The following is a 26715-nucleotide window of genomic DNA, read 5'->3' on the forward strand; positions in this document are numbered from 1 at the left end:
TTTATATGTGAGGTATTTTAGTTCTATACTTGGACCTAACAACGGTCCCCGCGATAGAGTCATAAACCGTTTGGTTATTTTTGCTTTTCAAGGGACTTATCAAGTAAATGAATACCAGTCCGTAGACAGCTATTAATAATGAATAAATCAAATAATCGGAGTATTCAGGAGGGGCGACCATGTGCCAAATGGTAAAATGGGCAAGTTCCCAAGGGGCAAATTTAAGGGCAGAACGGAAAAGCGAGCGCCCAAGTCCGATCGGTTGACCACGTACGCCTACTACCACAATCCCCATTTTTCGTTTCCCCCATGTCGCATGCCATTTCAACCCTTCACTTATGGAAAAATAAAGATAGACAGGCAGAGTAATCAATAGAAATCCAGTAATTTCTGCCGACAGAGAGCTTGCCGTGAACAATGGAATCAGCCACGGCCGCGCAAAAAAAGATACTGCAAACAGCAGGATGAGATACCCCGAAATGATAACATAGTCCCACAAAAAGGCGATTATACGTGTAATGAGCGAAACGTTTGTTAAATTTTCATGTCGGTCGTCCACTGTTTTCAACCCCTATCTTCATCCTGCCTACACAGTAGTTTTAAATAGCACTATTTGGAATTAGAATAAATCCAGTCGTTGGATGGTCTGGTATAAGTAATTCCCACATACTACCTGTTATTTTATTTACATTACTTCCCAAAATATTATATGGAGGTGATTTTTTTGCCAGACCAAGATTATAAACCACCAAGAATATCTGATAATTATGTGGATGGAAATCCTTATTTAGATACAAATGAGGACCCTTCAACAAGGGCTAAAGGAAGTTCACTACAACGAGGAATGGAAATAGTCGGTAATTCAGTGGCAAACCATGAAGGACTGAGCAATAGAATTTAAAAAATGATAATCTACAGTAATTCCACTAAATCATCAACTATATAGTATGAGTTATATAGGGAAAATCATGCTGAGAATACTAAGTAAAAGAGCTGAAAAAATACAGCTCTTTTATTCTTCTTTTTACAGATAGGCAGGGGTTTGTCTTTGTTTATTGTTCTATATTACAATTTCCTCAATCATTGAACTCCCCTCAGCTTCTTCCGTATCAAGCCATTTCCATTTCTCATTAAGTCTAATTCGCCCATCTGCTAAGATTTCAGGAGTCGAAACACATTCTCCTCCTCTAATTTCATTTTTTGTATTAACGTGGTTATATCTAAACTCTAGGCAACCATCTCCATTAACGATACCAATTAGGAACCCTTTGACAATTTCTCCTCCACTATAGGTTGCTGAGATGATATTTCCCTCTTGTTTATAACGAAAAGAAGTTTTTGAAGAAACTTCTCCGTTAGCAGTATTTTCAATTGAAACAAATGTGCGACCATTATAATTAATCATAATTCATTCTCTCCCCCTTTTTCCTGGAGTATTTTCTATGAATTGTTCCCGGTCTTTGTTCTGCTACAACTTCCAGCCTCCATATGAATTTCGTGATAGATGGAACAAAACAGCCGAAAACCCAAATCTTTTTTTAGAAATCAGCTCCCCTGAATTTCTTTAATACTTTTTCAACCCAAAAAAGCATGCGCGTTGGTCAGCTTTGCCACGATATCGAAGCCATATCTGGAATAAACTTTTTCGTCTCTTTCATTAATCGAAAATATCCAGAAATTCACCGCTCCTCGATACGCTTCAATCGTCACGAATAAGAAGGCTGCATTGCCTTTTTCACTAATTTATTCATGCTGCCTGTGCGATATCCGGATAAATCCAATGCTACATATAAAAAACCAAGCGATTTCAGCTTGCTTTCGATTGACTCACAATGGTGAAGAACCATTTCCATTTCTTCTGGATCTACTTCAATTCTCGCCATTTTATCGTGATGGCGGACCCGTACTTGATACAGACCAATTTCTTTTAGGAGAAAGTTTTCGGCAGCATCCAGCTGATTGATTTTTTCTGCGGTGATTCTCGTCCCGTAAGGAATCCTTGAAGACAAACAAGCAAAGGACGGCTTGTTCCATGTTTTTAAATTCATTTCTTTAGAAAGGATACGGATTTCCTCTTTCGTAAGACCAACTTCCTTCAGAGGACTCCGTACCCCTTTTTCTTTAAGTGCTTTCATCCCTGGGCGATAATCGCCTACATCGCTGGCATTGGTACCATCAATAATATAGCTGTATCCTTTTTCCTGTGCTAACTTTGTTAATCGTTCATACAAACCAACTCGACAAAAATAGCAGCGATTCACTGGGTTTGAAACAAAATTCTCATTTTCAAATTCTTTTATGGTGATGGTCAAATGTGGGACATCAAGTTCTTTCGCAAGCTGCACAGCCGCATCGAACTCTCGCTGCGGAAATGTCTCTGACGCGGCAATAACTCCCAATACATGATCACCTAATTCTTCTTTCGCCCGAGCCAGGAGAAAGGCGCTATCTACCCCTCCAGAAAACGCCACCAAAACCCTTCCCATTTCTCTCAACAGATTTCCCAGCGCCTTATTTTTTTGCACCAATTGTTGTTCCATTTTCCTCAACCCCATTTTGGATTATCTATAATCGATACATGCAACTTACTCTAAAAAAAATGGACAGTCATCGAGCAATTCTTTTATGTGTTTAATGAACAACCTGAATGTTTAACTTTTGCAGGTTGATGGCAAATGGCTCTGCAATGACTCCCTTTTCGGTGATAATTCCCGAAAGGTAAGCGTTTGGTGTAATATCAAAAGACGGATATAACGCTTCTACTCCCTTCGGCGCTAGGCGCTTTCCATTCAGAGTCGTAACTTCTTGAGCGTCGCGATATTCCACTTCAATCCCAGCTCCGCTCTGAAGGCAAAAGTCGATGGTATGACTAGAGGTGGCTGTATAAAAAGGAATTTCATGTTTTTTAGCTGCAAGGGCGTGCATATACGTTCCAATTTTATTGGCCAAATCTCCATTTGCGGCAACCCGGTCAGAACCAACGACGACCTTTTGCACCATCCCTTGGCTCATGAAATATCCCGACATGTTATCGGTAATTAAAGTGACTGGGATTCCGAATTTTTGCAACTCATAAGCGGTAATCCTCGCTCCTTGAAGATAGGGTCTTGTTTCACAGGCAATCACTCGAATGTTTTTTCCAAGCTCATGAGCCTTGCGAATCACCGACAGTGCTCTTCCTCCATAACCGGACCCCGCCAATGCCCCGGAATGACAATGTGTGAGCACTGTATCACCATCTTCAATCAGATCGGCACCATTGCTGCCAAGTGCATGCTCGAATTGCAGCTGCCGCTCTAAAATCTCGATTACCTTCGCTTCAATTCTATCGAGAGGCAGCTTTTCGAAGCCATTTACACTATTCATAATTTCATCAATGGTTTTCATCAAATTGATCGCGGTCGGCCGAGTGCTTTTGAGCAGTTTTGCCGCTCGATGCATTTCTTCTCTCGCTCCGCCAGATTTGAGTGCGGCTAGATACATGCCCCACGCTCCTGCTATACCGATTGCCCCCGACCCTCTAATCGTCATATTCCTAATCGCTTCCGCGAGATCATCCACTTCCTGAATCGTGAGAATCTCTTCTTTATGAGGCAGCTCGATCTGATTAATCAGTTTTAGAGCTCCCTTTTCAAACCAAATGGGCAGTAAAAGCTGCTGGTCTTTAAAATTTTGAACTAATTGTTCTATGCTGCTCATTGCATGACCTCCCTTTTATTCATCTGAGATAAGGCTGCTTGGATCTGCATCTTAATAAAGGCCTGCTTCGCTGTATCCTCCACAAGTGTGGCAATGTTATACGCGGCTTCAAGTGACTGCCCAATCGCACATATACCATGATCTTTCATTAATGCCGCTTTAATATTGGGATACTTTTCAAACACTTCCGTTACATAATTTGCTAACTCCTTTGAGCCTGAAGGCGCCGCCTCCGCAACCGGAACATAGCCAAGAATTTTTTGAGCGGTTACGGTGGGAAGCGGGAGCTCCATCCCTAAGGAGGCAAACCCGATCGCATAGTTTGGATGACAGTGGACAATAGCCTGTACATCGGGACGTGTCCGGTAAATCCCTAAATGAAAACGGAACTCCTTAGAAGGAGTTCCATATCCCTCTACTACGTCTCCGTCCATAGATAAAAGCAGTGCATCTTCTTTCGTGACTTCTCCAAGGCTGATCCCCGACCTTTTAATGAGAATGGCTTCACGGTCGGGAACGCGAACACTGATATTTCCTCCCGTCGCTTGTGTCAACCTTCGGTTATATACTTTATGAGAAATATGGACCAATTCTTTTTTCAAAAGCTCCTCTTTCACACACCATTCCCCCTATGATTTATGATTGTCTAATAGAATTCTTTCAAAATGAGGTCTAAGCAGTTCAGCCCGCTTTAATGATTCCTGCCATTTTCCCTTCAGACCTTCCCGTCTTTCTTTCACCTCATGAAAGACTCTTTCTTCATCTATAGTCACCATTCTCCCGTTTCTCACTGTCCATTGACCATTGACGAGAACAGAATCGACAGACGAGCCATTTTCCTGATGAACCAATTGGGAAATCGGATCGTTGAACGGGGTCCAAAACGTATTTTTCGTCCCCATTAACACTAGGTCTGCTTTTTGGCCTGGAGCGATCATTCCAGATTCGCCCTCCATTCCTAACACTTTTGCACCTGATATGGTTGCCATGTTAAATACAGCTTCAGCAGTCAGCCAATGGGAATAGTCGCTTTCACTCGGACGATGAATCATCGCCGTCAGGCGCATGGCTTCAAATAAATTGTGAGTGGTTCCACAGTTAGAGCCGTCCGTTCCAATCGCCACATTCGCCCCCTTTTCCCTAAAGGATGGAATGGGTGCGATGCCGCTCCCAAGCAGTAAATTGCTCGCCGGATTATGAATAAATGATACGTTTCGATCTACTAATAGCTGCATTTCTTTGTCATCCAGCCAAACGGCATGGGCGCAAGCTAGCTTTTCATTCAATAAGCCTAAGCGGTCGAGATAGCGGACAAGGCCGCCTTGGTAGTGTTTTCGGCATTGATTATATTGAGCTCTTGTTTCAAGCAAGTGCGTATGAATCCGCAAATTTTCTTTTTCACTGAGTTCTTTGCATAATTGAAGTATGTGTTCTGAACATCGCTGCGGGGCATTCGGGCCAAGTTGGATAGAGATTCGCCCGTCTTTTTGATGCCAGGTTGAGATAAGCGATTGATAAAAGGATTTCATTTCTTCTATTGAAGGGGCAGTTTTTTTTGACATTTGTTTCTGAATGGAAGGTGGAAAAGCGATTTGAAAAAATTGTTCGTCTGGCACATCATGCAGCATGGGGGCAAAGGCCACCCGCATCCCGGCTTCGTCATATGCTTTTAGCGCCGCCTCTGATGTCCCAATATGCGGAAAATGGTCTACGCAGCTTGTCACACCTGATTTCATCATCTCGATGCTGCCTAGCAGCACAGCATAATAAATATCCTCGTCTTCCAACGCATAACCATAGGCCATAGTATAAAGTGCCCATATTTCCAGCGGGAGATTATTGGTCGTACCCTTGAGTAAATTCGTATAGGAATGGTAATGAGCATTTACCATTCCCGGAATTAAGACCATGTTTTCAGCGTCGATGATTTCATCCGCATATTGTTCCAGATCTTTTACAAGATTCTCTTGATTGTAAACCACATGTGTGATTTTCTGCCCTTCTACCATAACAGTACCCTTCTTGTTCCCAACAGAAGACATGTTGGAAACAATGTAGGGGTTTTTAATGAGCGTTTTCTTTGCAATCATGTCCTTGCCAATACAGCTCGTTCGTAAGCTTCCTGGCAGGAGCAGTTTTTCCTTTCATCTGCTAACTTAATAGCTTCGAGCATAAGGGTGCTTACCGTTTCGCGTTTGCGTTCGCCAACTTCTTTATGTGCTTTTAAGGAAGGTTTGTGGTCGGTTATACCAGGAGCCATGTTGGTAGCCACCGTAACCACGGAATAGCACATCCCAAGCTCTCTTGCAAGCGCTGCTTCCGTTGCGTTTGTCATCCCGACAACATCCATTCCCCATTTTGCAAACAATTGTATTTCTGCTTTTGTCTCATAACGCGGACCATCTACACAGACTAATGTGGTCTTCTCTCTAAGCGGTTCATTGATTTCTTTTGCCGCCTGAACAAAAACCTCTTGTAATTCCGGACAAAACGGTTCCGTAATGTCAACAGAATATTTTCCATATGTTTTCACCCGCGTTGTCAAATCCACAAATTGATCGAGCAAGGAAAGGCTGCCGACTTCAATTTCTGGATTAATCGCCCCAACCGCCGACACAGACAAGATTCTTGTAACCTCTAACTCTTTTAAGGCCAGTATATTGGCACGATAGTTTACAAACGGCGCCAGCGTGTCATGATGCTTACCATGCCTTGGAAGAAAATAAACTTCCTTTCCTTCAGATACGGCCCGAAAGACCGTGACTTCGCCATACTCCGTATGAACCGTTTTTTCAACCATTTGTTCAAAAAGCTGATAGAATCCCGTTCCGCCAATAATTCCAATTTTCATATTTCCACCTCATCTAATTAGTTATTTTTTTACTAGCATATAGTCGTTATACGACTTGGCACATAGACACCTCTTCTGTTCTGAAAGTAAAGAAATGGCTTTTAATACAAGTGCTTTTACTTTATCTTTGTTTTCCGCTGCCACCTTTTTATGTGTTGCCAAGTCAGGAGGTATATAAGCAAATCCTGTCGCAAGATCGGTTGAGAGTGTGACGGCCGAAAAACAAATTCCAAGCTCTCTCGCAAGTGCCGCTTCCGTTGCGTTCGTCATTCCAACTACATCCATTCCCCACGAAGAAAACAATTGCAGCTCACTGCGAGTTTCATAGATTGGTCCATCCACACAGATAAGTGTCGTATTTTCATATAGTGTCTGGCCATTCTCTTGTGCTGCGGATTTCAATACCTGTTGAAGATCAGAACAAAATGGATGTGTCATATCAACGGAAAATCGTCCGAATGTATTGTCCCTTCTCCGGGTGAAATCCACAAACTGGTCAAGCAGTGATAATCCGCCGATCGGAATGTCCGGGTTGACTGAGCCCACAGCTGATACTGCAATGACTTGTTCAACCCCGACTTTTTTCAAGGCCAGCATATTCGCTTTATAATTCACATAGGGTGCCAGCACTCCGTGCGTAGTACCGTGCCTTGGCAAAAAATAAACCTCTTTACCCTCATATTCTCCCTTTAGAAAGGTCACTTGCCCATATTCTGTTTCCATACACTGCTCGATAAGTACGGGAAACAAATCATAAAATCCCGTTCCGCCAATCAATCCGATTTTCAAGGCGTTTCCCCCTTTATCTTACTAGTTTCTCAATTACCGCAGAAACGGCTGCGCCGCCTAACCAAACACCAATAATACCCGCAATCCCCGCGAATACAGGCGGAGCCGGAAGCGGCAGCCGCACCATTTTAAAGCAGACTCCCACAACGATTCCTGCAATCAGGGCTAAGAAAATCTCTTTCATACTTTCGCACCTTCCAGCTCATAGGATGAATGAACGGACTTTTGATCGTCTTCCGGCAGTAAAAAGTCAAAGTCACATCCTTGATCGGCTTGGAGCACATGCTGACGGTACAACCAGGCAAAGCCTCGCTTATAATCCGTAAACTGCGGCGGCGTCCACTCTTTTCTTCTGTTTTCAAGCTCGACTTCAGAAACGAGCAGCTTGAGCGAACGTTTCTCTACATCCAGCTCAATCCAATCACCGTCTTGAATCAAACCGATGTTCCCGCCGACTGCCGCTTCCGGAGAAGCGTGAAGTACAACCGTTCCAAATGCGGTGCCGCTCATTCGACAATCCGATAACCGGACCATGTCTCGAACACCTTGCTTCAAAAGCTTATTTGGAATAGGAATCATCCCGGCTTCCGGCATACCTGGCGCTCCGGCAGGACCGGCATTTTGCAGGACAAGCACACTGTCTCGATCGACCTCAAGATTCGGGTCGTTCACCCGCTTTTCCATATCTGCAATGGAAGTGAACACAACTGCTTTTCCGCAGTGTTTAAGCAACGTTTTGTCAATGGCCGCTTTCGGTTTCATAATCGCGCCATTTGGAGCCAGGTTGCCCCGTAAGACCGCGATGCCTCCTTCTTGATATAGCGGTTCGGTGATCGGCCTGATAATATCGCGATAAACCTCATCCACCTCAATACTGCTCAAATTCTCGCCAAGCGATTGACCCGTCACCGTTTGCTCTCCAAGGTTCAGAAGCGGTGACAGTTCTTTTAGTACAGCGGGAATGCCGCCTGCATGATATAAATCTTCCATTTGATATTTGCCAGCCGGCCTTAAATTGGCAATAAAAGGTGTGGTTCTGCTGAGTCTTTCAAAATCTTCTAACGTCAGACTGATTCCCAGCCTTCTAGCGATCGCGATCAGATGGATTACTGCATTCGTCGATCCCCCTACAGCCATCAATGTTCGAACCGCATTTTCAAAAGATTCCTTTGTCATTATGTCCGAGGGACGAACATTGTTCTCCACCATTTTCACAATGGCTTTTCCCGTTTCTCTTGCCAGACGCATCCGCTCATTTACAGTCGCTGGTGCTGCGCAAGCGCCTGGGAGCATCATTCCTAACGCCTCTGCGCAAGCGGCAATCGTGCTTGCAGACCCCATCACCATACAATGCCCGGCAGTCGGCGCCAATTGGGCATTAATATTTTTAATATCTTCCTCACTCACGGTTCCGGCCTTATACTCTTGCCAAAAAAAGCGGCAGTCAGAACACGCTCCAAGCGTTTCGCCTTTATATTTGCCGTTGTTCATCGGTCCGCCTGTGAAAGCAATGGCCGGCTTGTTCGCACTTGCTGCTCCCATAAGCTGGGCAGGCAGCACTTTATCGCAGCCTCCTATTAATACAACACCATCAATCGGCTGGGCTGTAATCATTTCCTCCGTATCCATGGCTGCCAAATTGCGGTATAGCATGGTCGTAGGGCTTGTAAACATCTCGCCGAGAGAAATGGTCGGAAACTCAAGCGGCGTTCCCCCCGCCATAATAACCCCCTGTTTAATAGCCTCCACAATCGGTTTTAAGTGGCTGTGGCAGCGGTTAACTTCGCTGTATGTATTACAAATACCAATGACCGGCTTTTCAAAATCTGCTTCTTCATGGCCAAGATGACGCTGAAAGGCCATGCGGAGAAATTGGCTGAAACCGGCATCTCCGTATGATGTTTGTGTTTTTTTCATATTCTTTCCCCTCTCAATGAACTGATATGGTGAGATTAAGTGTACCAGCTTCCGTAAACGGTAACTCAATAGGGTGTGACTGAATGTCAGCTTTCTCATTCATCTCACTTGCAATTTTTTCCGATACAAACAAATGTTCAAGTTCGAGCGTATTTTCGATAACAGCCATTCTAATAGAAGCAGGATTTTCAATTCCAAGACTCTGTACCGCCGCGTAGATCGCTTCCTTATCGTTTGGCAGTACAAGGGGGATCATCCCCCTTTGTACGTAAGTACTCGTCAGGCAATTCAAGTATGTTTTTTGCTTATCCAGTTTTTGATACAGTCTTTCTGTTGTTAGATCGGCAAGCCCAATACCAGTCGCATTTCCGTGTGAAGCATCATCAAGATCTAGCACAACAATTCTTTTATAAGAGGGTTTCTCGGGCTCTGGCGAACCGAATATTTTATTGCGTCCAATGACGTTTGTGTCCATACCTGTACCACTGTAATTTTTTCCCATTGTTTTTATGACAAGGAGATCAAGTTCTTCAATTGGAATTCTAGGAAAATACGACTTTGCTATTTCTAATAGCTTTTGCTCTTGCTGGGTGACCTCATCCGGTCGAATCACTTCCAAATTGGCCACTTCATCAAAGCTGTTTTCTACAATGCCGATGCCTGCAATCACTTTGCCGGTTTTAAGAAAGTCTCCACCCACTTCACGTATCGTTTCAGACATGTTTGATGGCCCTTGACGATGTAGCTGGTTGGCGCCTTTTGCCTTTCCCAGACCAACTGTGATCATTTTTAACAGGCCGCTTTCATTCGGTCCACGAAAGGCCGTGTGCATCTTAATGCGATTCATCACGATAATCCCGTCTGCTTCCCAGGCATATTTATCACAGTACAGGGTAAAGCCGTTTTTCGTTTTACCGACTTCCACAACTTCAGAAGAGGTTAGGATCGGGCAGCCGACCGTTTCCTCGGTAAAACCAAGACTGTGCAATACGTCCAGCTGCCCTTCCGGCGTTCCGCCGCCATGGCTTCCCATGGCACCTATGATAAAAGGGGAGCATTCGATTGCTTTTAAATAATCGACGACGGTTTTCACGATTAAAACCCGGCTGCTGATTCCTCTGCTTCCCACCGTTATGGCGATCGATTGCCCTTTTGGAATGGGCGGCAGATTACGTTTGAGCTCTTCCTTTACATGAAGTTCAATATTCTTTATTTTGTTTTGAGGAAATCGCTGCTTCACATGGACCAATTTCGGTAGATTCATATCATCAACCTCTTATAATTCTTTTATGGCAACAGACACATATTTCATCTCAATGAATTCCTGAATACCCTCATGTCCGCCTTCACGGCCCAGACCTGATTCTTTCATCCCTCCAAACGGAGCTTCCGCGGTTCCTGGGAATACATCATTAATGCCGATAATGCCGTACTCCAGTTTTTCCATAATGTTAATGGCCTTCGATAGGTCATTCGTAAACAAGAAGGCCGCTAACCCGTAGTCCGTATCATTGGCTGCTTGGATGGCTTCCTCAATCGTGGCAAACGGCACAATTGGTACAACCGGCCCGAACGTTTCCTCACTCATAATTTTCATCTCATTGGTTACATTTGTGAGAATGGTAGGTTCATAGTAATATCCGCCTGGCCCATTCCATTCTTTACCTCCTGCTGTAACAGAGGCACCTTTCAGAACGGCATCCTCCACCTGGCCCTTCACTTTCTTAAGTCCGCCTTGATCAATCAGCGGTCCAATCGTGACCCCATCATCCAGCCCATTCCCAAGACGCAACGTTGCCACTTTCTCTTTCAGTTTTTGGGTAAACACGTCTTGGACATTTTCGTGAACGAAAATCCGGTTGGTACAAATACAGGTTTGGCCGCAATTTCGATATTTGCTGGCGACAGCCTGTTCGGCAGCGAGATCCAGATCCGCATCTTCTAGCACAATCAATGGGGCATGGCCGCCTAATTCCAGGGACAATTTTTTAACGTTTTGCGCGCTTCCTTTCATTAAAAGCTTTCCGACTTCTGTCGATCCTGTAAAGGTAATGGAGCGAACATCGGAGCTTTCCATCAGCACTTGGCCGATTTCGGCAGGGTCTCCTGTCACAAGGTTAAGGACCCCTTTTGGCAAGCCGACTTCTTCAAAAATTCTTACGATTTCAATAGCACTCAGCGGCGTCTGTTCCGCCGGCTTTAAGACCACCGAGCAACCTGCGGCAATCGCTGGCGCCACCTTGCGTGTCACCATCGCGGAAGGAAAGTTCCACGGTGTGATGGCAGCCACGACGCCAATCGGTTTTGGTATAACCCATAAACGCTTTCCTTTCTTGGAGGAAGGAATCATCTCACCATACACTCGGTTAGCCTCTTCGGCATACCACAGAAGGAAGCTGGCCGCAAACTCGATTTCACCACGAGACTCTTGTAGCGGTTTTCCTTGCTCCATGGTTAATAACTTGGCCAGTTCTTCTTTTCGCTCAATCATTTTGTGATACGCTTTGTATAAATAAACGGAACGTTCTCTTGCCGTTAGGTTTGCCCAAGGCTCAAAAGCAGCCTTTGCCGCTTGAACAGCAAGCACCGTTTCTTCCTTCGATCCGCAAGGTACTTCAGCGATTTTTTCACGTGTAGCCGGATTGAATACATCGATACCTTCTCCTGTTGCCGCGCTCATCCATTCTCCGTTAATGTACATGCCATGTTTTGTCCCTACTAACATCCAAACATCCCCCTTTTCCTTATTTTGCTGTGATTTTTCCTACCTTTGTAAGAGATGGGAACCAATATTTTTTCCCTTGAGCCTTCTTGATCTCGTCCCATTCCGCGAGGATTTGCGCAGCTAAGTTCGCCACACGCACGCTTTTTTCAATGCCCCCGTAAGTGAACTCATCGGTAATCCGGTTGGCGACAACCGTACATACAGAACCGGTCCGTAATCCGTAAAGGCCTCCCAACGTGAAGATCGTCGCGGCTTCCATTTCAAAATTTAATACATTCGCTTTTCTTAAATCCTCCACTTTATTAGCGAAGAAGGTTTGATCATATCCTTTTAACCCTTTTCGCCCTTGTCCGCAGTACCAGGAAGCAGTGGAGCAGGATACCCCGACGTGGTATGGGTATTGCAGCTGTTCGGCTGCCTCCACCAGTGCTGCTGTCACCTCGTAATGGGCACTGGCCGGATATCGCTCATCCACATAAAATGGGCTTGTGCCATCATGACGCACCGCACCCGAAGAAATAATTAATTCTCCTGGCTGGATATAGTCTTGAATCGCTCCTGTTGTGCCGACACGGATAAATGTTTCCCCGCCGAGCTCTGCCAGTTCTTCAAATGCGCTGGCCGTAGAACCTCCGCCTGCACCCGTCGAACAGGCGGTAATGTCGATGCCGCCGATTTTTCCAGAAAAAGTGCGATGCTCACGATAATTCGCTACTTTTCTGCACTCATCCCACTCTTGGCCAATTGTGTCCACACGCTCAGGGTCCCCTGGGAGGAGCACAAATTTGGCAATATCCCCTTCTTTGCAGCGAATATGATATTGAAGCCCTTCATCCATTACCGGTTTTGATGCATTTGATTTCCATTCTGTCATTTTGCCATCACTCCATTCGAATTTTTCACTTTAATTCCATCTTCTTTTGAAAAATATACTTCAGGCACACACGTCGATATATTTTCCTCCGTGCTTAACCCGATATCTTCTATGCAATCAATTCTTCTCATCGTTTCTCCGCTTCCAGAGTCTTCGAAAGCCAAGACTTTGTTCGGATAAATGGAAAGTAAATGACGGCTGATTTTCGCCGAATCTTTCCACAATGGAACTAAGTTTTGAGCTCTGGCCGCTTCTTCACCATATTGGAGCAGGACACCTGCACAATAAACGTCATCAAGGGCCGCAATTTGTCCATTTTCCCTTCCTGCACAAACAATGGTGACACTTCCCTTTAACTCGATTGCCCGGCTGACGGCTTTTTCCATCACCGCTTTTGCGTTATGAAGGGACCCAATCAAAATTTCTTCAATCCCGGAATTCCAGAGCGTTAAGCCAGCTAGCGTACCGTTTGTCGTTCGCATGACCACTCTTTTCCCGGCCATCCCCATGGAACGAATAGAGCTTAAGGATGGACTGAACTGCGCATGCGGCGAAATCGATCCATCGTGTTCCTCGGCGCATACAAGCGTCCCATCCTGAAGGTAATCGGCCCGTTCGCTTAATGTTTTCAATTCATCCTCTGTTAAGATGATTTCTGAACAGCCTTTTTCAAACATGGTGACAATGGCGGATGTGGCTCTCAGTACGTCCACTAGCACGCATACCTGTGGATGGGTCGTTTTAATTTCCTTTGGCATAAAAGCTACTTCAAACTTCATCTCATTCATTCCATTCCCCCCCTTCTTGATTACCTCAATTTCATGGCTACTATCAACACGGTAGCCGCGATCCACAACATTACAAATCCAATGCCTTTTTTACTAATCTTGACGGTTCGAATGTAGGTTCTGTCGGCATAGGCCCCATACCCTTTTGCTTCCATCGTATTAGCCGTCACCCTCACCCTGCGAAGCGCTCCCATTAACAGCGGCAGACTGAAACGTTTTAAGTTTTCCGCTTTACTCTTCAGCCCTTTTTGTTTCCCTACCCCGCGGATAGTCTGAGCGGCTTCAATGATTCGTGCTTCGCTTTCAAGTGTAGGAACAAATCGAAGCGCAACAAAGATGGAATAGGCGTATCTGTATGGAATTTTTAACTGCTTTGTCAATGAAATGACAATATCTCTTGGGTCACTGGTGGCGACAAATACGAGTGAAGATGTAAAAATTGTCAATATTCTGAATGTAATAGCTGTAGCAAAGTCCAGCGACTCCATATAGATCCGGAGCGGCCCAAACGTATAGAGCAGGGTATGCCCTGGAACGAATAATACTTGGAGGATAAAAAATCCAATGCTAAAAAGCAGCATAATCCAAATACCACCTAACACGAATTTCGGACTGAGCCGGGCAAATATGAATGCCGTGAACAAGGTAATAAAAAACAACCCTAATTGTGGAATAGCCGTTTCATAGATGAAAACGAGCACTGAAATGCACATCATCCAAACAATTTTTGTAATGGGATCAATGTCATGCATGAAAGATTTCTTTTCCTGATACTGGAATGCAATACTCATTGGATTTGTTTAACCCCCTCTCTTGTCTGCATAAATTGTTCAATCGTTATGACTCCTTGCTCCAGCTTGTTCCCTGCCAAGTTTTTCGCCAGCTTGGAAATCGGCGGTTCAATCAAGGAGGCTTTCTTTAAGATGTCTTCCTGTAAAAAGAGGTCACCAATATCACCGTTATAAATCTGTTCCCCATTATGCATGACAAGGGCGGTGTTTGCCCATTTGCAGACAAGGCGGATATCATGTGTGATCATAATGACCGTTTTTCCCTGTTCCTGTAAGCGATTGCACAATTCCAGAAGCTTTGTGGCACTGGCATAGTCCTGGCCAGTTGTCGGCTCATCCAGAATGACAATATCCTGACCGAGAATTAACGACGCGATCACACTTAGTCTCCGCTTCTCCCCGCCGCTCAGAACAAATGGGTGCTTATCCTTTGCTTCAAGCAATTTAATGCTTTCAAGCGATTGGATCCCTTGTTGAATCAATTCCTGCGGCAGATCATCATCACTTCCGATGCCATGCTTTACTTTGAGACTGTAAATGGTTTCATCAAACACATTATCCGTCACAAATTGATGTTCCGGATTTTGAAAGACATAGCCAATATGCTCGGTCATATCAAGCAGCTTTTTACTATGGATGTCTTTTCCATTTAAGAAAATCGTGTTTTTAGGTGGTTTAATAATGCCCATCAGATGCTTAACCAAGGTTGTTTTTCCGGAACCGTTTGTCCCAAGGATCGCGACAAAGTCTCCTTTTTTGATGGAGAAACTGACATTTTTCAAGGCATAGGTTCCATTTGGATAGCGATAATTTAATTTCTTTACGGTAATACAATCTGTTGAATCGGATTTAAAGTGAAAAGACCTGCTTGACGGTAAAAACGTATCGCTCCACTTTCCTTGCAATTCCTCCGTTGCTTCTTCTACGGTGATGGGAAACTTTTTAAAAGAAAAGCCATTTTGCTGAAGGTTGACCGCCAATTCCGATATTTCAGGGACCCAAAGCCCCATCTCAATCAGGAGATCTATCGAATGCTCAAGAATTTCTCGAGGAGTGCCTTCTGAAACAATCTGACCTTCATCAATGACTATGACGCGGTCAGCTAAATGCATAAGATCATCAATTTTATTTTCGACTACTACAATGGTATGACCGTATTCCTTATGAAGCAGCTGCAGTAAATCAAAAATATCCTTTGTTGCTTGAGGGTCAAGATTGGCGGTGGCATTATCGAGCACCAGAATTTTGGGCTTCATGGAAAGTACGGAAGCGATTCCTACCTTTTGTTTCTGCCCGCCTGAGAGCTCAAACACTTTTCGATGCTCAAAGCCCTGCATTCCTACTTTTTCTAATGCATCTTTAATACGGTGATGGATTTCGACCGGGTCCACCTTTAAATTTTCTGGAGCAAAGGCCACCTCATCTTCGACATAAATATTGCATAGCTGCGCGTCCGGGTCTTGGAACACTAATCCCATGCTCGTCGATAAATCTTTCAGTTCAAGGTGAAGCACTTCTTTATTGTCAACGATGATTTCTCCCTGGATCTCCCCATCAAGCACGTTGGGGATGATTCCATTGAACGTTTGACAGATGGTGCTTTTTCCTGCTCCGCTCGGTCCTACCATTAACACAAACTCACCCTCAAAAATTTCAAGCGAAAGGTTTTTTAAGACTGGCTCCGTTTCATCCTCATAGGTGTAGGTGATATTTTTAAGCTTGATAATTGGAGTCAATCGGATTCACCCTTTCTGCTTTGCGGTCTTTCGCGATCTTAAAGCCTTTTAAAATATCAGTTTTCACAAGCAGATCGCCAATTGCCTTGCTCAGCCATCCAGATAAAACAATACCGCTCAAACAGCGAATTCCAAAAGCGATGAATAAAATAGTCCAGCCCCACTTGTAATATCCGAACCAAAATGCCGCAATCACGAACCATACCGGTACGGCAAACAACCCGGCTAAAGCTGTACTCCCCCAGCCCCAGCGTTTATAACGAAATAAGGCATACCCCAATTCAACACCGATTCCATCCGTCACTGCTGCTGTAATGGAAATGAGACCATTTGGATTTCCAGATAATATTTGAACTACCCCTGCAAGAGTTAAAGTAAAAAATGCCGCTCCCGGTTTCCGAATGATATAGGCTGCCAATACACCAGATATGGTGTAAAGCCCCAATGTAATGGAGGTTAAGATCGGACCGCCGATCGCCGTTAACATCTGGTTCAACATCGCCAAATAGGTCATTGCCACCCCATTCACAATGGCCAAAATAGCCATTAATACAATATCAACCGTTGTAAGCCGTTTATCTTTTGCTTTTACCACTTGGAATTCCTCCCCTTTTTTGAGTGATTTGATTTCTCCCTAAAAAAACCAGCCTTTCCCCTTTGCTCACCTCCTTAAAAGACTTGAAATTTCCCTATACTCGTTTACGAACCACATTAAATTCAAATTTATCACTCAAATAATAGCTGTCCGAATAAAGAACGGGTACACCAGCAGTAGAATAGTGAATTTGTTTAAGTAAAAGAAGTGCGCTTTTTTCAATTAAATCAAGTTTCTTTTCTGTTTTCTCGTCGCTGATGACGGCTTTAAGAGTACAAATTGAAAAAGAAACCTTGTAATCGAATTTCTCTAAATATTCCAATAAGGATTCATGATACGTATCTTTGTATTCGAGCTCCATGCCGCCTTTATAAGGAATATAGTCTTCTACATATACAACCGCTTCCCCATCAGCTGTACGAACACGCTCGATATAAAACACATTTTTATTGTCATCAAGCATGAGTTGACATTTCACATCCTCGGGAACCTCGATCACTTTAGACACTACATTTTTTGTCCCTGGGATGTATCCATGCGCGTTAATAATATTAGTCGAGCTTTCCAAAGTCGTGATGGTCGTTTTCAAGCTTTTTTTGGAACCGATTACAAAATTGCCCACTCCATGACGACTTAATAGTATTCCCTCCTGCTCCAATGTCCGAATAGCCTCTCTAACTGTATTTCTGCTTACGCCAAGTTGTTCAGATAGCTTTTGTTCTGATGGAATTTTCTGCATTGGTTCAAATTCGTTATTGATTAAATCGTAAATCATATCCCTCGCCTGCATATATAAACTTCTGTGCTCCAACTTCACCTGTCAATCGCCTCACTTTTTTCATGTATTGGGCTAACCACCCACGTTGGTCGTCCGATGACTCAATTTGATTTTATCTCAATCATCTCTCAAATGGCAATAAATATTTTTTGTTTTTTTAAAATTTTCTATCTTTTTAATAAATTCTATTTTCCTTGTGGTAGACATTAGTGGAAAATTCAACTTCATGTATATACTTAGACTAATAGGAATTGTTTATGTCTTTAGTTACTATCTTTCCTGGAAGTGAAGGCTTCTTCAGTAACAATCGCCTTCTCCAATACTTGTTCAAACTAGAAATGTCGTAGTACTAGGTTTCTAAGTACCCCCTCTGCATGTCCAGTTAAGTGTATCCGATTCATTATCCTTTACAATTTCGAGAGGAATGACAAAAATAATCACTATATCCCAATAAAAAAAGACTATCAATCAACATACTTTTTGATAGTCATTTTCCTGTACATTTTTAAAGTTTGCGATAGGTAACAGAACCAGTTATTTTTTGAGCTATCTTTTTTTGTTGAATACTATATTAACTTACTTAAACTTCCTTTTATCAACATTTCGGTCAGGAGAATTTTACACATGATTCTAGTACTTTCTTTTTCTATCACGAGAAATAAGCTTCCCTGGATTTCTTTAATACTTTTTACACCCAAAAAAGCATGCCCGGTAGTCAGCTTGGCCATTCTTTGTATACTACCGGGCGGCAACAAGTACTATTCAAGCCAATAACAGCCTCTCATCATTCCACTGACTTCCTCATATCCAGCTTTTTTATATACTTTTATCGCATTAGGATTGTGGGCATATAAATAACTTATTGTTTTGAGAGACTTCTCATTAAATTCAGTAACAAAATTTATTAATTGGCTCCCATAGCCTTTTCCCCTTTTTTCTTTATGAGTAAAAACATCATTAATCCTAGAAATATCATTCATTTTGTACAAGGATGAGATACAAACCAATTGCTCCCCTTCATATCCGCCAAACAAATAAAAATCTTTTTTATCGATTGACGTTAACAGGGATTTATAGCCCCACTCCCCCTGTTCAGGGTCAGAGCTGAGCAACTCAGATACGGTTTCATTAACACCATTTAACCGTTTAAAACGGAGGGTCTGTGGAATATCGATGAATTTTTTGTTTTTTTGGACATAGAAACAGATTTCATCCATTGATTTCTGAAACCCTTTTCCTTCCAAAAATTGACCAACTGCACTGCTATTTTTAGTGAAGGTATACACGCGTGGAATAATATCGATTGATCGGTAAAAATCGACGATATCTTTACAAGCAATTTCATAGTCGGCATCCTCATAAATGAAAGCGTGATTACTATCATAGGATAAAGGATTACTTTGATCATAATAGATTTTTCCGTAAGGTTTATCGATTACGGTCGATTGTACCTCCGCAAAATGATTTTCAAAATGAATGATTTTGTCTAATAACATGTTGATTCCCTCCAATTTGATCACGGTGACCACGGGGACGGCTCTTGCGGTCTTAACTAACTATATTTGAACCAGGAGAACAGTCCCGGTGGCACCCGGATACTTTCCAATCGTAGTGTTAAAAAAGTGAAGAGCTTCCTTTGCTAATTCTAGGTATCCGACTTCATACATTTCATCCTGCCAATAACTGAAAACGCGAATCTCCGTTCCATCCACTACAGCGGATTTCATTTTCATGCCATTTGTAATGGTCATGTATACTTCCTTAATATTGTTACCAGTAATGGTCCCCTTTGTCACCATCTCTTTTGGATCATCATCTGCCGAACTTGCGATGGTATATTCTTCAGAGATATCAAATTGGATGGTAAAATCGCTAAAGTCGGAATGATACGATTCCCCGTGCAGCGAAAAATACGCTTTATCCCATCCAGAGTGGTACGTCGATTGACCCAACTGACAGCATTTCTATTTTTCTAAGAATCTTCTATAATAGACGGCATTCTCTACATCCACGATTCAGAAATTTTTTAAATTAATTCAGCATTTTCAAACGTATAATCTCTAAGAAACCTGTCCATCCTATTCAATATAGAAATAGTTTTAGAGTCTAAGAAATTGAGGGGGCTTCAATATGGGGAGAGAATTAGGAAGTATTTTTAATGAGCTAAAAATAGTTAAAGACCAGGAACTCGATGAATGCAATAAGGAACTAACGAATGAAAATTATAGCCACATCGTCAAAAAAGCGTTATTAGCTTATAAACACGAGCTTCTAGAGAATCTAGAAATGTACGACCACTATTTAGACCATAAAAGAGGAACATTCTTTTAAAATCGAAAGACTCCTGGTGAGGAGTCTTTTTTCAATGGCAGTATATTATAAAAACAACGCCCCATACGCTAACGAGCCCACAATCACATAGGCCGGGTGGACCTTAAATTTTTCAAGAAGCAGAAAGCTGGCTGCAATTAAAAAGATTGTTTGGAGCACACCTGATTGATGGTAGGATGTGAAAAAGAAGTTAAAGGTCATCACACCTAGCAAAACGGCAATCGTCGGGCGGATATAGATGGTCATTCGCTTCACCCGAGGTGAATCTTTATACTTGTATAGCAGGCTTAAGAGAGCAATCATTAAAATAAGGGAAGGAGCTACCGTTGCAAAAACCCCAACCACAGAACCAATGACACCGCCAACCTCGTAGCCAATATAACCCGCCATTTTTGTCGCAATCGGACCTGGCAGTGCATTGCCGAGTGCCAATACTTCACTGAATTCTTGAACGGTCATCCAGCCGTAACGGCCGACCACTTCATTTTCCACTAGCGGAATCGAGGAAGGACCTCCGCCATATCCGACAATTCCAGGGATAAAAAAGGCAAGGAAAATATGCCAATAAATCATTAACCTACACCTCTTTCGATACTTTTTCCTTCTTTGTTTGGAGCCTTATCTTTCTTAATGAGGGCAAAAATTAAGATCGCTGCGATTAATATTCCAGGATGAATTCCCAATACCTCTGTTATGATCAAACTTCCGATAACAACCAAACCAGCCTTTATTTTTCCAAGCGTCTGATACGACTTTTTAAAGAAATCCCAGGTTAAGGTGGCCATCATAACGCCGACAACCGGAACAACGGCTTTGGTCATACCCGCTACCCAAGGCAGGTCTCTGACAGACGACAAAGAGGTCAGCAGAACAATCATCAGGATAATGGTCGGGAGGATGGAGGATAGGATGGCATTGACCATTCCTAGGTAGCCTCCAACTCGATAACCAATATATCCTGCCATTTTGGTGTTAATCGGCCCTGGAAGCGTATTGGCTAATGCTAAGACGTCACCAAATTCATCGTCATTCATCCACCTAAATCTCTCGACAATCTCTTTATGAACGAGAGGGATGGAAGATGGACCACCCCCGTACCCTAATATCCCTGACCGAAAGAATGCAATGCTAATATCAAGCTGTTTCATTTTTATTCAACACCTTTTTTGGATTTACCAGGCAGCATACGCTCCATCCGTCCTCGATTCTGTACCGCCTGAAAGAACACCTGCACTTGGGTCGCGCCAAATGTTTTGTCCTCTTCCGAATGGTCCGATCGCTTCCTTATTTTTCGTTAAAAATCCAGGAATAATCGCGTGGTATGTCTTTTTACCTGGCACAAACGTTTCAAACCAGCTTTTCTATTCATCGCCAGTATATAAATCTTTAAATCTACTTCCGCGCTCATCTCCATTCATTTCGCACATAAAATAAGCGAATTGTTATTCATTTGTAAACCATTTTATCTTATTTACCTTACAAACGAAATATGTTTTTTACAAAAAAAAACACTTGTTATATAATTTGAGGAAAGACAAGGAAAAGTGGTGGCTTATGATTATAGATGAAATCGATCGAAAAATACTTCAGCTACTTATTGAAAATGGCAGAATGTCATATGTAGATATAGGAAAAGAGTTGAACTTATCACGTGTTTCAATCCGTGAACGGGTCAATCAATTAATGGAAAATGGGGTGATTGAAAAATTTACGGTTGTCGTGAATTCCGACAAAGTGGGAAAAGCCGTTTCCGCCTTTTTCGAAGTGGATTGTGAGCCAGCCTCACTGGTAAGCGTGGCTGAAACGTTAGCTAATAATCCTGTTGTCGCAAGCTGCTACCAAATGACGGGGCCAAGCACCTTGCACATGCATGTGCTGGTGGAGGATTTCGTGCGGTTAGAAAAATTTATCAACGAGGAATTATATAGTTTAGAGGGCATAACCAGAGTGGAGAGCCATATATTACTGCGGAGATTTAAAAGCCGGACTGGGTTAAAATTATAAATAACTATTAACCGTTTACATATGGGGTGCAAAACTGTAAAAAGCGAGTCAAATCAATGATTTATTCTCGAATTATTTCGCCATTTTAATTCACAGGAAGAATCACATTAGGGTTTGTCCTTCATAACTCGGATGAAGGACATTTTTCTTGTTCTTCATCCGAGTTTTGTCTTTCATAATCCAGATGAAGGACATTTTTCTTGTTGTCCAATTGAGTTTTGTCCTTTATAACCCGGATTATCCCCCAATTATTTCAGACCTGTGAAATATCTAATGAATTCATTTGAGATAAGTTTGAAAACTTGCTATACCAACAAAAAAAAAGCACTAGAACTCATATGTGAATTCCAATGCGTTTATATTTACGATTTACTTGTTTGAACCTTTAAAGTTAACCTGTTAAGACTTGGTACAGGGTGGTTATCTTGTTGACTTTCGAATGTACTTTAGTTCGCAACTTTATTAGATGCTTTTCGCTTCAATATTTTATTCACAGCTGTATAAATCATGATTCCCAGTAAGGCTCCCGAACTATCGATGAATACATCCTTTACCTGTGGCCCCCGCCCCGGAACAAACCGTTGATGAAATTCATCGGATGCGGCAAAAAGGACGCAAATTCCCAGCGCTACAAGCCACTTCTTCCCTCCGAGTTTATCACCGTTTCTCAAAGCGTTAAGTGACAACACTGCAAGTATCAAGTAAGCAAAGAAATGGGCATTCTTTCTGACCACGTGATTGACATCTTCCATGTTCAGATCTGCTCCTGGTTTTATTTTGTTCAACGTTTCAATCACTTTATCGGTTACGCCCAAACTAAGAGAGTTCGATTGACTCGCTGGCTGCGCGGACAGATTAAATATGAGGAACATCCACAGGAATACGAATACCCATGGTAATAGGGACTTGATTTTCTGATTTACTGATATCGTCTTTTCCACTCTCATTTGCACGTTGATTACCCCTAAATGATTAATATAAAACCTATTCTATCATTTTTGAACCATATGTCCTATAAATCACACTGAATTTCCATTCGATTCCACCGGATGCTTCAATAACTTATTTTAAAGCCCATGATAATTACTTTTATGATGGGATATTTTGGTGTATAATGTTCATATAATAAAAAAGAGAGAAGTGTTGGAGCACCTCTCTCATGCAACCTCTACCGTTAGGGTGGTGGTTGTCAAGGTTAAGTTTTATCAGAACCACCCTTTTGCTTCGTACGGCGTAGGGGTGGTTTTCTTGTTTCTAGAACGTTTTTTCGAAAGAAATATGCACAAACTTCACGCAAGATTCCTTTCAAAACTTCTCGTAAGATTTCAAGAAAAATTTCCAGATTATCACCTCCTTCCCTAATGTAGGAAAAGAAGATTAACAACCCAGCCACCCTCACAATATTAAGTTGCAATTCCATTCTACCATTTTCTACTAATATAGAAACATATCAATCTCCGACAATATCCGAGCGAAACCACCTATCAGAAAATCAACCTATTTTTTCACAGCCCCACTAAAATCAATAAACGGGGTAGCTCCGCCCGTTACGCTTGGCAGATGCCCATCCCATTTTTCCAACGCTTTTTCCTGCACCTCAATCTGCTTCAATTCGATCAACTCAGGGGTTACTTCCTGTTTTTTCAGTTTTAACGCTTCAGCCTCTGCCCCGGCCTGAGTGATTTGCTGCTGGGCCTCGATTTTAATTCGTTCTAAATCCCTTTGAGCCTTTAACGCGTTTTGTTCCGCTGTTTGTTTCTGCTCAATCGCCTTATTGAACTCCTCACTAAAAGCAAATTCTTTAATATTGATATCCTCTAGTTTCATATAATACTTGGTTAATTTTTTCGCAAGGATATCTTTCACCTGTGCCGAAACCTCCGGCCGTTTCGAAATTAATTCCTCCGCGGTATACTGAGCCGTGATTGCTTTAAGTGATTCGGCAACAGCTGGGTCAACGATTCGCGCGCGATAATCGAGTCCAATCTCTTGATACAGCTTATTAACGGCCTCCGGATCGACCGAGTAGTTGACAGCTACTTTCGTTGTCACGATTTGCAGATCCTTGGAAGCAGCCGACTGAGAGCTTTCCTCCTTCTGAACCCTCACCTCCACCTCCTGAACGGATTGTAGAAACGGAATTTTAAAATGGAGCCCCTCCGTTAAAATCGTCGGTTTCACAGCCCCCAATTGCAACAAGACCCCTCTATAGCCTGAAGAAACTGTAGTAATCGAAGCAGCAATAAGAACCAGCACAACAACCGCAATAACACCGCTAACCACATATCGCGTGTACCTCATGTTTACTCCCCCTCAACAATCTAAGAATGCCAAAAAGAGTTACATTTAGATAACCATATGAAAATAGCAGTCATTATATACGATAGTTTGTAATCCGAAAGTTCTATTGACGACAATAATCAAAACTGAAGGATGTCCTCATAGGCCCTTTATAACTGACCTTCATTTTTCAAATTCAAGAAATCGTTAATGGCCTTAACGTAGTCGCCCGTAGGATAGTTATGATACAAAAGACTCGATAATCGTACTGGATCACCAAAGAAGTACCGTTCATACTGAGTTTGTCTGGTTCCAAATGAACTCATTGTCAAATCCCAAGCTAATCGAAAAATTTTCACACGGTCGGCAGCCGTCTTGCTTGCTCCTTGAAGATATTTATCGAGATCTGTTCGAATCTCAGAATCAAAATCTTTTTCAGTAGGTAATGACACCATTCCACTTGCCCCAACTAATTGGATGATTTCACTGATGCGAGGATAAATACGAGGAAAGATGTTATTGGCCACTTGAAGGGGAAGTGTACTTGGCCTCATAAATCCCCATTCATCCAGTTCCGCATCATTCTCCGATTTCTCAATGAGTGCTTTCATCGTTTCAAGACCGATGATGATTTCTGACAGTTTTTCTTGGATATGCTGATACTCCCTAACATTAATCGTCTCCACCAGCAGCTCAGCAACCCCGAGCATAAACTCTGTTTTGACAATTTGTCTTGTTACAACCTGGTGCGTAGCAAAATGGTGAAACGAGCATTTTTGCATAAAGTCGGAAGCCGCTTCGACATTATCGTAAAAAAAGACTCGCTCCCATGGTACAAGCACATGGTCAAAAACAAGGATCGAATCCATTTCTTCATATCTAGAGCTTAAGGGATGATTAAAAGTGGAGTCTCCCCCCACAAAGGATTCACGGCAAATAAACTTTAACCCTTTCGCATCAGAAGGAATGCTGCAGGCAAATGCTTCATCTGCCTCAAAGTACATGCGCGGTGCATTATAGACCAATAATTCATCCGTTAAACCGCCTTGCGTAGCGAGGAGGCGAGCCCCCTGAATCACGATTCCCTGTTTATTTCTTTCAATGACCTTTGCAGAAATCGGCTCCTTGGAACTCCCATAATAGGACTGGGATCGATTCACCTGAGGGGTAATAAAGGTATGAGTAAACGACAAATCCTTTTCCCTGGCCCGTTCATATAAAGCCTGAAGATTTTCAGGAAAGCAATTCTCCCTATCCTTCAAAACGGCCGCCGAGGAGGCAAAGCTCATCAGAACCGTGTTCATATAGTCAGGACTTCTTCCCATCATGCCGTTCGTATGCCTTGCCCAGATTTCCATCATCTTGCGTCTTCTTATTAAATCCTCTTTTGTTTTAGGCTGTAAGTAGGAAAGCCCAATCAATTCTTGCGTTTCTGGAGATACATAAGTCATTTTCTCTTTTAAGCCCGGATCATGCTGCAAATCATAGAGGGAAGCTTTTGATTGAAGAATCCCTTTAAAAGCCGGATGCTCCGAAATCTTTCCTTTGATGGCTTTTCCATCAAACCAAATTTCCGTATCCATCCGATTTATTCGGTCAATAAATTCCTTTCCATTAATGGCACTCATATTCCCACTCCCATTTGTTTAGAACCATCGTACGAGTATAGCTAGTTTCATTTTATTGACAAACAGGGGAGCCTGTTCCACCCATTTCAAAATGGATAAGCCTTACTTTTTTAATTAGGGTGGAATCCTAAAAACAAGAAGGCCACGAATCTTTACAGACACGTGACCTTTTTTAAAGCTATAAAGGACAAGTTAACTTACTGGCCCTCTATTCGAATTGCTCAGTCCATTACAAGAAGGAAGCTCCAACGATGATTAACAGAATGAACAATACTACAATTAATACAAAGCTGCTGCCGCCATAGCCATAGCCACCGCCGTAGCCATAACCGCCGTATCCGTACCAACCCATACTTATCACCTCCTATAGAAATTATTAGAAAGATTATTCTCTCACCCTTATATGTATTTCAAAAGACAAGTATTGATTGGACAAATATAATGGTATTTCGACAAAATGAGTAATTTATCTAAAAATGAAGCGTTGCTGCCTTTTTAGTTTTTCTAGAGGGTTGCTTAAAAAGAAAAAGAGCTGCCGGGGCACCTCTTTAATCTATACTAGTTAAATTTCTATCTTCGATCATCATGCCATTTTTGCATTTGACCATGCTCGAAACCGTGGCCATGCCCATAACCGTGATTTGAATGATGACCGAAATGAGAAGCGGCTCCGCCGCCAAAGCCAATGATAACGCCAAAACAGAAGACACAGACAGAATAGATGACCCGATGTTTTCTTTTATGACGTAAATGGCTAAATTCCTGTTTTAGCTCATTCTTTATTTCATTTTTCAAGAGTTGAATATCATCCTGTGTTGATTCTTGGGGCTGTTCCTGAGGTTGTTCTTGTGGTTCATTTGACATTCCCACACCTCCTTTTCCCTAATATATGGGCGTGAGAACTTACTAATTATTAACGAATTGTTAAA

Annotated in this window: 30 protein-coding genes and 1 pseudogene; 3 read left to right on the plus strand and 28 right to left on the minus strand. The window is 42.6% G+C overall.

Annotated elements, in window-relative coordinates:
- Position 1: 1 nt before the first annotated feature.
- A complete protein-coding gene (locus tag ABES02_RS00885; RefSeq protein WP_430129553.1) occupies positions 2–559 on the minus strand; it encodes an RDD family protein in 558 nt (185 codons plus the stop codon).
- Positions 560–724: 165 nt separating this feature from the next.
- Here ABES02_RS00885 and ABES02_RS00890 point away from each other — a divergent pair, with 165 nt between their 5' ends.
- The gene (locus tag ABES02_RS00890; RefSeq protein ID WP_430129556.1) at positions 725–901 is read left to right on the plus strand and encodes a hypothetical protein; all 177 of its coding nucleotides are present in this window, start codon (positions 725–727) and stop codon (positions 899–901) included.
- A 159-nt stretch (positions 902–1060) separates the two neighbouring features.
- Here the strand turns inward: ABES02_RS00890 and ABES02_RS00895 are convergent, their stop codons facing one another.
- The 19 genes from ABES02_RS00895 to ABES02_RS00985 all read right to left on the minus strand — a co-directional run bounded on the left by ABES02_RS00895 (position 1061) and on the right by ABES02_RS00985 (position 19495).
- Positions 1061–1405 (minus strand): n-acetylglutamate synthase, encoded by a 345-nt coding sequence (locus tag ABES02_RS00895; RefSeq protein ID WP_430129559.1) that lies wholly within the window; start codon positions 1403–1405, stop codon positions 1061–1063.
- A gap of 301 nt (positions 1406–1706) precedes the next feature.
- Positions 1707–2540, minus strand: a complete 834-nt coding sequence (gene larE, locus ABES02_RS00900) for an ATP-dependent sacrificial sulfur transferase LarE (RefSeq protein ID WP_430129563.1) — start codon at positions 2538–2540, stop codon at positions 1707–1709.
- A 91-nt stretch (positions 2541–2631) separates the two neighbouring features.
- Positions 2632–3699, minus strand: a complete 1068-nt coding sequence (mtnA, locus tag ABES02_RS00905; protein ID WP_430129566.1) for an S-methyl-5-thioribose-1-phosphate isomerase — start codon at positions 3697–3699, stop codon at positions 2632–2634.
- Positions 3696–4316, minus strand: a complete 621-nt coding sequence (locus ABES02_RS00910) for a class II aldolase/adducin family protein (protein WP_430129569.1) — start codon at positions 4314–4316, stop codon at positions 3696–3698. The genes mtnA and ABES02_RS00910 overlap by 4 nt, the downstream gene beginning before the upstream one ends.
- Positions 4317–4328: 12 nt before the next feature.
- Positions 4329–5708: an amidohydrolase family protein gene (locus ABES02_RS00915; protein WP_430129572.1), complete on the minus strand. Its 1380-nt coding sequence runs from the start codon at positions 5706–5708 to the stop codon at positions 4329–4331.
- A 77-nt stretch (positions 5709–5785) separates the two neighbouring features.
- On the minus strand, positions 5786–6550 hold the full coding sequence (locus tag ABES02_RS00920) for an MTAP family purine nucleoside phosphorylase (protein ID WP_430129575.1): 765 nt from the start codon (positions 6548–6550) through the stop codon (positions 5786–5788).
- Positions 6551–6571: 21 nt separating this feature from the next.
- Complete coding sequence (locus ABES02_RS00925) at positions 6572–7339, minus strand: MTAP family purine nucleoside phosphorylase (RefSeq protein ID WP_430129578.1); 768 nt, start codon at positions 7337–7339, stop codon at positions 6572–6574.
- A 13-nt stretch (positions 7340–7352) separates the two neighbouring features.
- Entirely contained in the window at positions 7353–7523 is a 171-nt protein-coding gene (locus tag ABES02_RS00930; RefSeq protein ID WP_430129581.1) for a XapX domain-containing protein, read from the minus strand.
- Positions 7520–9256: an IlvD/Edd family dehydratase gene (locus ABES02_RS00935; protein ID WP_430129584.1), complete on the minus strand. Its 1737-nt coding sequence runs from the start codon at positions 9254–9256 to the stop codon at positions 7520–7522. The genes ABES02_RS00930 and ABES02_RS00935 overlap by 4 nt, the downstream gene beginning before the upstream one ends.
- Before the next feature lie 13 nt (positions 9257–9269).
- On the minus strand, positions 9270–10520 hold the full coding sequence (locus ABES02_RS00940; protein ID WP_430129587.1) for a lactate racemase domain-containing protein: 1251 nt from the start codon (positions 10518–10520) through the stop codon (positions 9270–9272).
- Positions 10521–10532: 12 nt separating this feature from the next.
- Positions 10533–11981: an NAD-dependent succinate-semialdehyde dehydrogenase gene (locus ABES02_RS00945; protein WP_430129590.1), complete on the minus strand. Its 1449-nt coding sequence runs from the start codon at positions 11979–11981 to the stop codon at positions 10533–10535.
- A 19-nt stretch (positions 11982–12000) separates the two neighbouring features.
- The gene (locus tag ABES02_RS00950; RefSeq protein ID WP_430129593.1) at positions 12001–12855 is read right to left on the minus strand and encodes a nucleoside phosphorylase; all 855 of its coding nucleotides are present in this window, start codon (positions 12853–12855) and stop codon (positions 12001–12003) included.
- On the minus strand, positions 12852–13643 hold the full coding sequence (locus ABES02_RS00955; RefSeq protein WP_430129597.1) for a 2-phosphosulfolactate phosphatase: 792 nt from the start codon (positions 13641–13643) through the stop codon (positions 12852–12854). Before ABES02_RS00955 ends, ABES02_RS00950 begins: the two co-directional genes overlap by 4 nt.
- Before the next feature lie 20 nt (positions 13644–13663).
- Positions 13664–14434, minus strand: coding sequence for an energy-coupling factor transporter transmembrane component T family protein (locus tag ABES02_RS00960; RefSeq protein WP_430129600.1), 771 nt, complete (start codon positions 14432–14434; stop codon positions 13664–13666).
- A complete protein-coding gene (locus ABES02_RS00965) occupies positions 14431–16170 on the minus strand; it encodes an ABC transporter ATP-binding protein (RefSeq protein ID WP_430129602.1) in 1740 nt (579 codons plus the stop codon). Before ABES02_RS00965 ends, ABES02_RS00960 begins: the two co-directional genes overlap by 4 nt.
- Complete coding sequence (locus tag ABES02_RS00970) at positions 16148–16765, minus strand: ECF transporter S component (RefSeq protein WP_430129606.1); 618 nt, start codon at positions 16763–16765, stop codon at positions 16148–16150. Before ABES02_RS00970 ends, ABES02_RS00965 begins: the two co-directional genes overlap by 23 nt.
- A 94-nt stretch (positions 16766–16859) precedes the next feature.
- Positions 16860–17540, minus strand: coding sequence for a GntR family transcriptional regulator (locus ABES02_RS00975; protein ID WP_430129609.1), 681 nt, complete (start codon positions 17538–17540; stop codon positions 16860–16862).
- 761 nt (positions 17541–18301) lie between these two features.
- Positions 18302–19039 carry a GNAT family N-acetyltransferase gene (locus ABES02_RS00980; protein ID WP_430129612.1) on the minus strand — a complete coding sequence of 246 codons (738 nt, stop codon included), beginning with the start codon at positions 19037–19039 and terminating at the stop codon, positions 18302–18304.
- A gap of 60 nt (positions 19040–19099) precedes the next feature.
- Entirely contained in the window at positions 19100–19495 is a 396-nt protein-coding gene (locus ABES02_RS00985; RefSeq protein WP_430129615.1) for a hypothetical protein, read from the minus strand.
- Between the two features lie 178 nt (positions 19496–19673).
- On the opposite strand from ABES02_RS00985, the gene ABES02_RS00990 reads away from it, so the two are divergent.
- Positions 19674–19874 carry a hypothetical protein gene (locus tag ABES02_RS00990; protein WP_430129617.1) on the plus strand — a complete coding sequence of 67 codons (201 nt, stop codon included), beginning with the start codon at positions 19674–19676 and terminating at the stop codon, positions 19872–19874.
- Positions 19875–19919: 45 nt separating this feature from the next.
- Here ABES02_RS00990 and ABES02_RS00995 read toward each other — a convergent pair whose 3' ends face one another.
- The 3 genes from ABES02_RS00995 to ABES02_RS01005 are packed head-to-tail and all read right to left on the minus strand — an operon-like array spanning position 19920 to position 21214.
- Positions 19920–20447, minus strand: a complete 528-nt coding sequence (locus ABES02_RS00995) for a chromate transporter (RefSeq protein ID WP_430129620.1) — start codon at positions 20445–20447, stop codon at positions 19920–19922.
- Entirely contained in the window at positions 20447–21022 is a 576-nt protein-coding gene (locus ABES02_RS01000; protein ID WP_430129623.1) for a chromate transporter, read from the minus strand. The genes ABES02_RS00995 and ABES02_RS01000 overlap by 1 nt, the downstream gene beginning before the upstream one ends.
- Before the next feature lie 24 nt (positions 21023–21046).
- Positions 21047–21214 (minus strand): hypothetical protein, encoded by a 168-nt coding sequence (locus ABES02_RS01005; protein ID WP_430129721.1) that lies wholly within the window; start codon positions 21212–21214, stop codon positions 21047–21049.
- A 214-nt stretch (positions 21215–21428) separates the two neighbouring features.
- Between ABES02_RS01005 and ABES02_RS01010 the strand changes: the two genes are divergently transcribed.
- On the plus strand, positions 21429–21878 hold the full coding sequence (locus ABES02_RS01010; protein ID WP_430129626.1) for an Lrp/AsnC family transcriptional regulator: 450 nt from the start codon (positions 21429–21431) through the stop codon (positions 21876–21878).
- 446 nt (positions 21879–22324) lie between these two features.
- Here the strand turns inward: ABES02_RS01010 and ABES02_RS01015 are convergent, their stop codons facing one another.
- The 5 genes and pseudogenes from ABES02_RS01015 to ABES02_RS01035 all read right to left on the minus strand — a co-directional run bounded on the left by ABES02_RS01015 (position 22325) and on the right by ABES02_RS01035 (position 26650).
- Positions 22325–22825, minus strand: a complete 501-nt coding sequence (locus ABES02_RS01015; RefSeq protein ID WP_430129715.1) for a VanZ family protein — start codon at positions 22823–22825, stop codon at positions 22325–22327.
- A gap of 550 nt (positions 22826–23375) precedes the next feature.
- Positions 23376–24179 carry a prohibitin family protein gene (locus tag ABES02_RS01020; RefSeq protein ID WP_430129629.1) on the minus strand — a complete coding sequence of 268 codons (804 nt, stop codon included), beginning with the start codon at positions 24177–24179 and terminating at the stop codon, positions 23376–23378.
- 149 nt (positions 24180–24328) lie between these two features.
- Positions 24329–25786 carry a 4-hydroxyphenylacetate 3-monooxygenase, oxygenase component gene (gene hpaB / locus ABES02_RS01025; protein ID WP_430129631.1) on the minus strand — a complete coding sequence of 486 codons (1458 nt, stop codon included), beginning with the start codon at positions 25784–25786 and terminating at the stop codon, positions 24329–24331.
- Positions 25787–26015: 229 nt separating this feature from the next.
- Positions 26016–26093, minus strand: a pseudogene (locus tag ABES02_RS01030) (YjcZ family sporulation protein); the annotation flags it as partial.
- Between the two features lie 263 nt (positions 26094–26356).
- Complete coding sequence (locus tag ABES02_RS01035; RefSeq protein ID WP_430129634.1) at positions 26357–26650, minus strand: hypothetical protein; 294 nt, start codon at positions 26648–26650, stop codon at positions 26357–26359.
- Positions 26651–26715: the final 65 nt, after the last annotated feature.

Origin of the sequence: Neobacillus pocheonensis (assembly GCF_050477905.1) — a bacterium.
Taxonomy (GTDB): Bacteria; Bacillota; Bacilli; order Bacillales; family Cytobacillaceae; genus Neobacillus; species Neobacillus pocheonensis_A.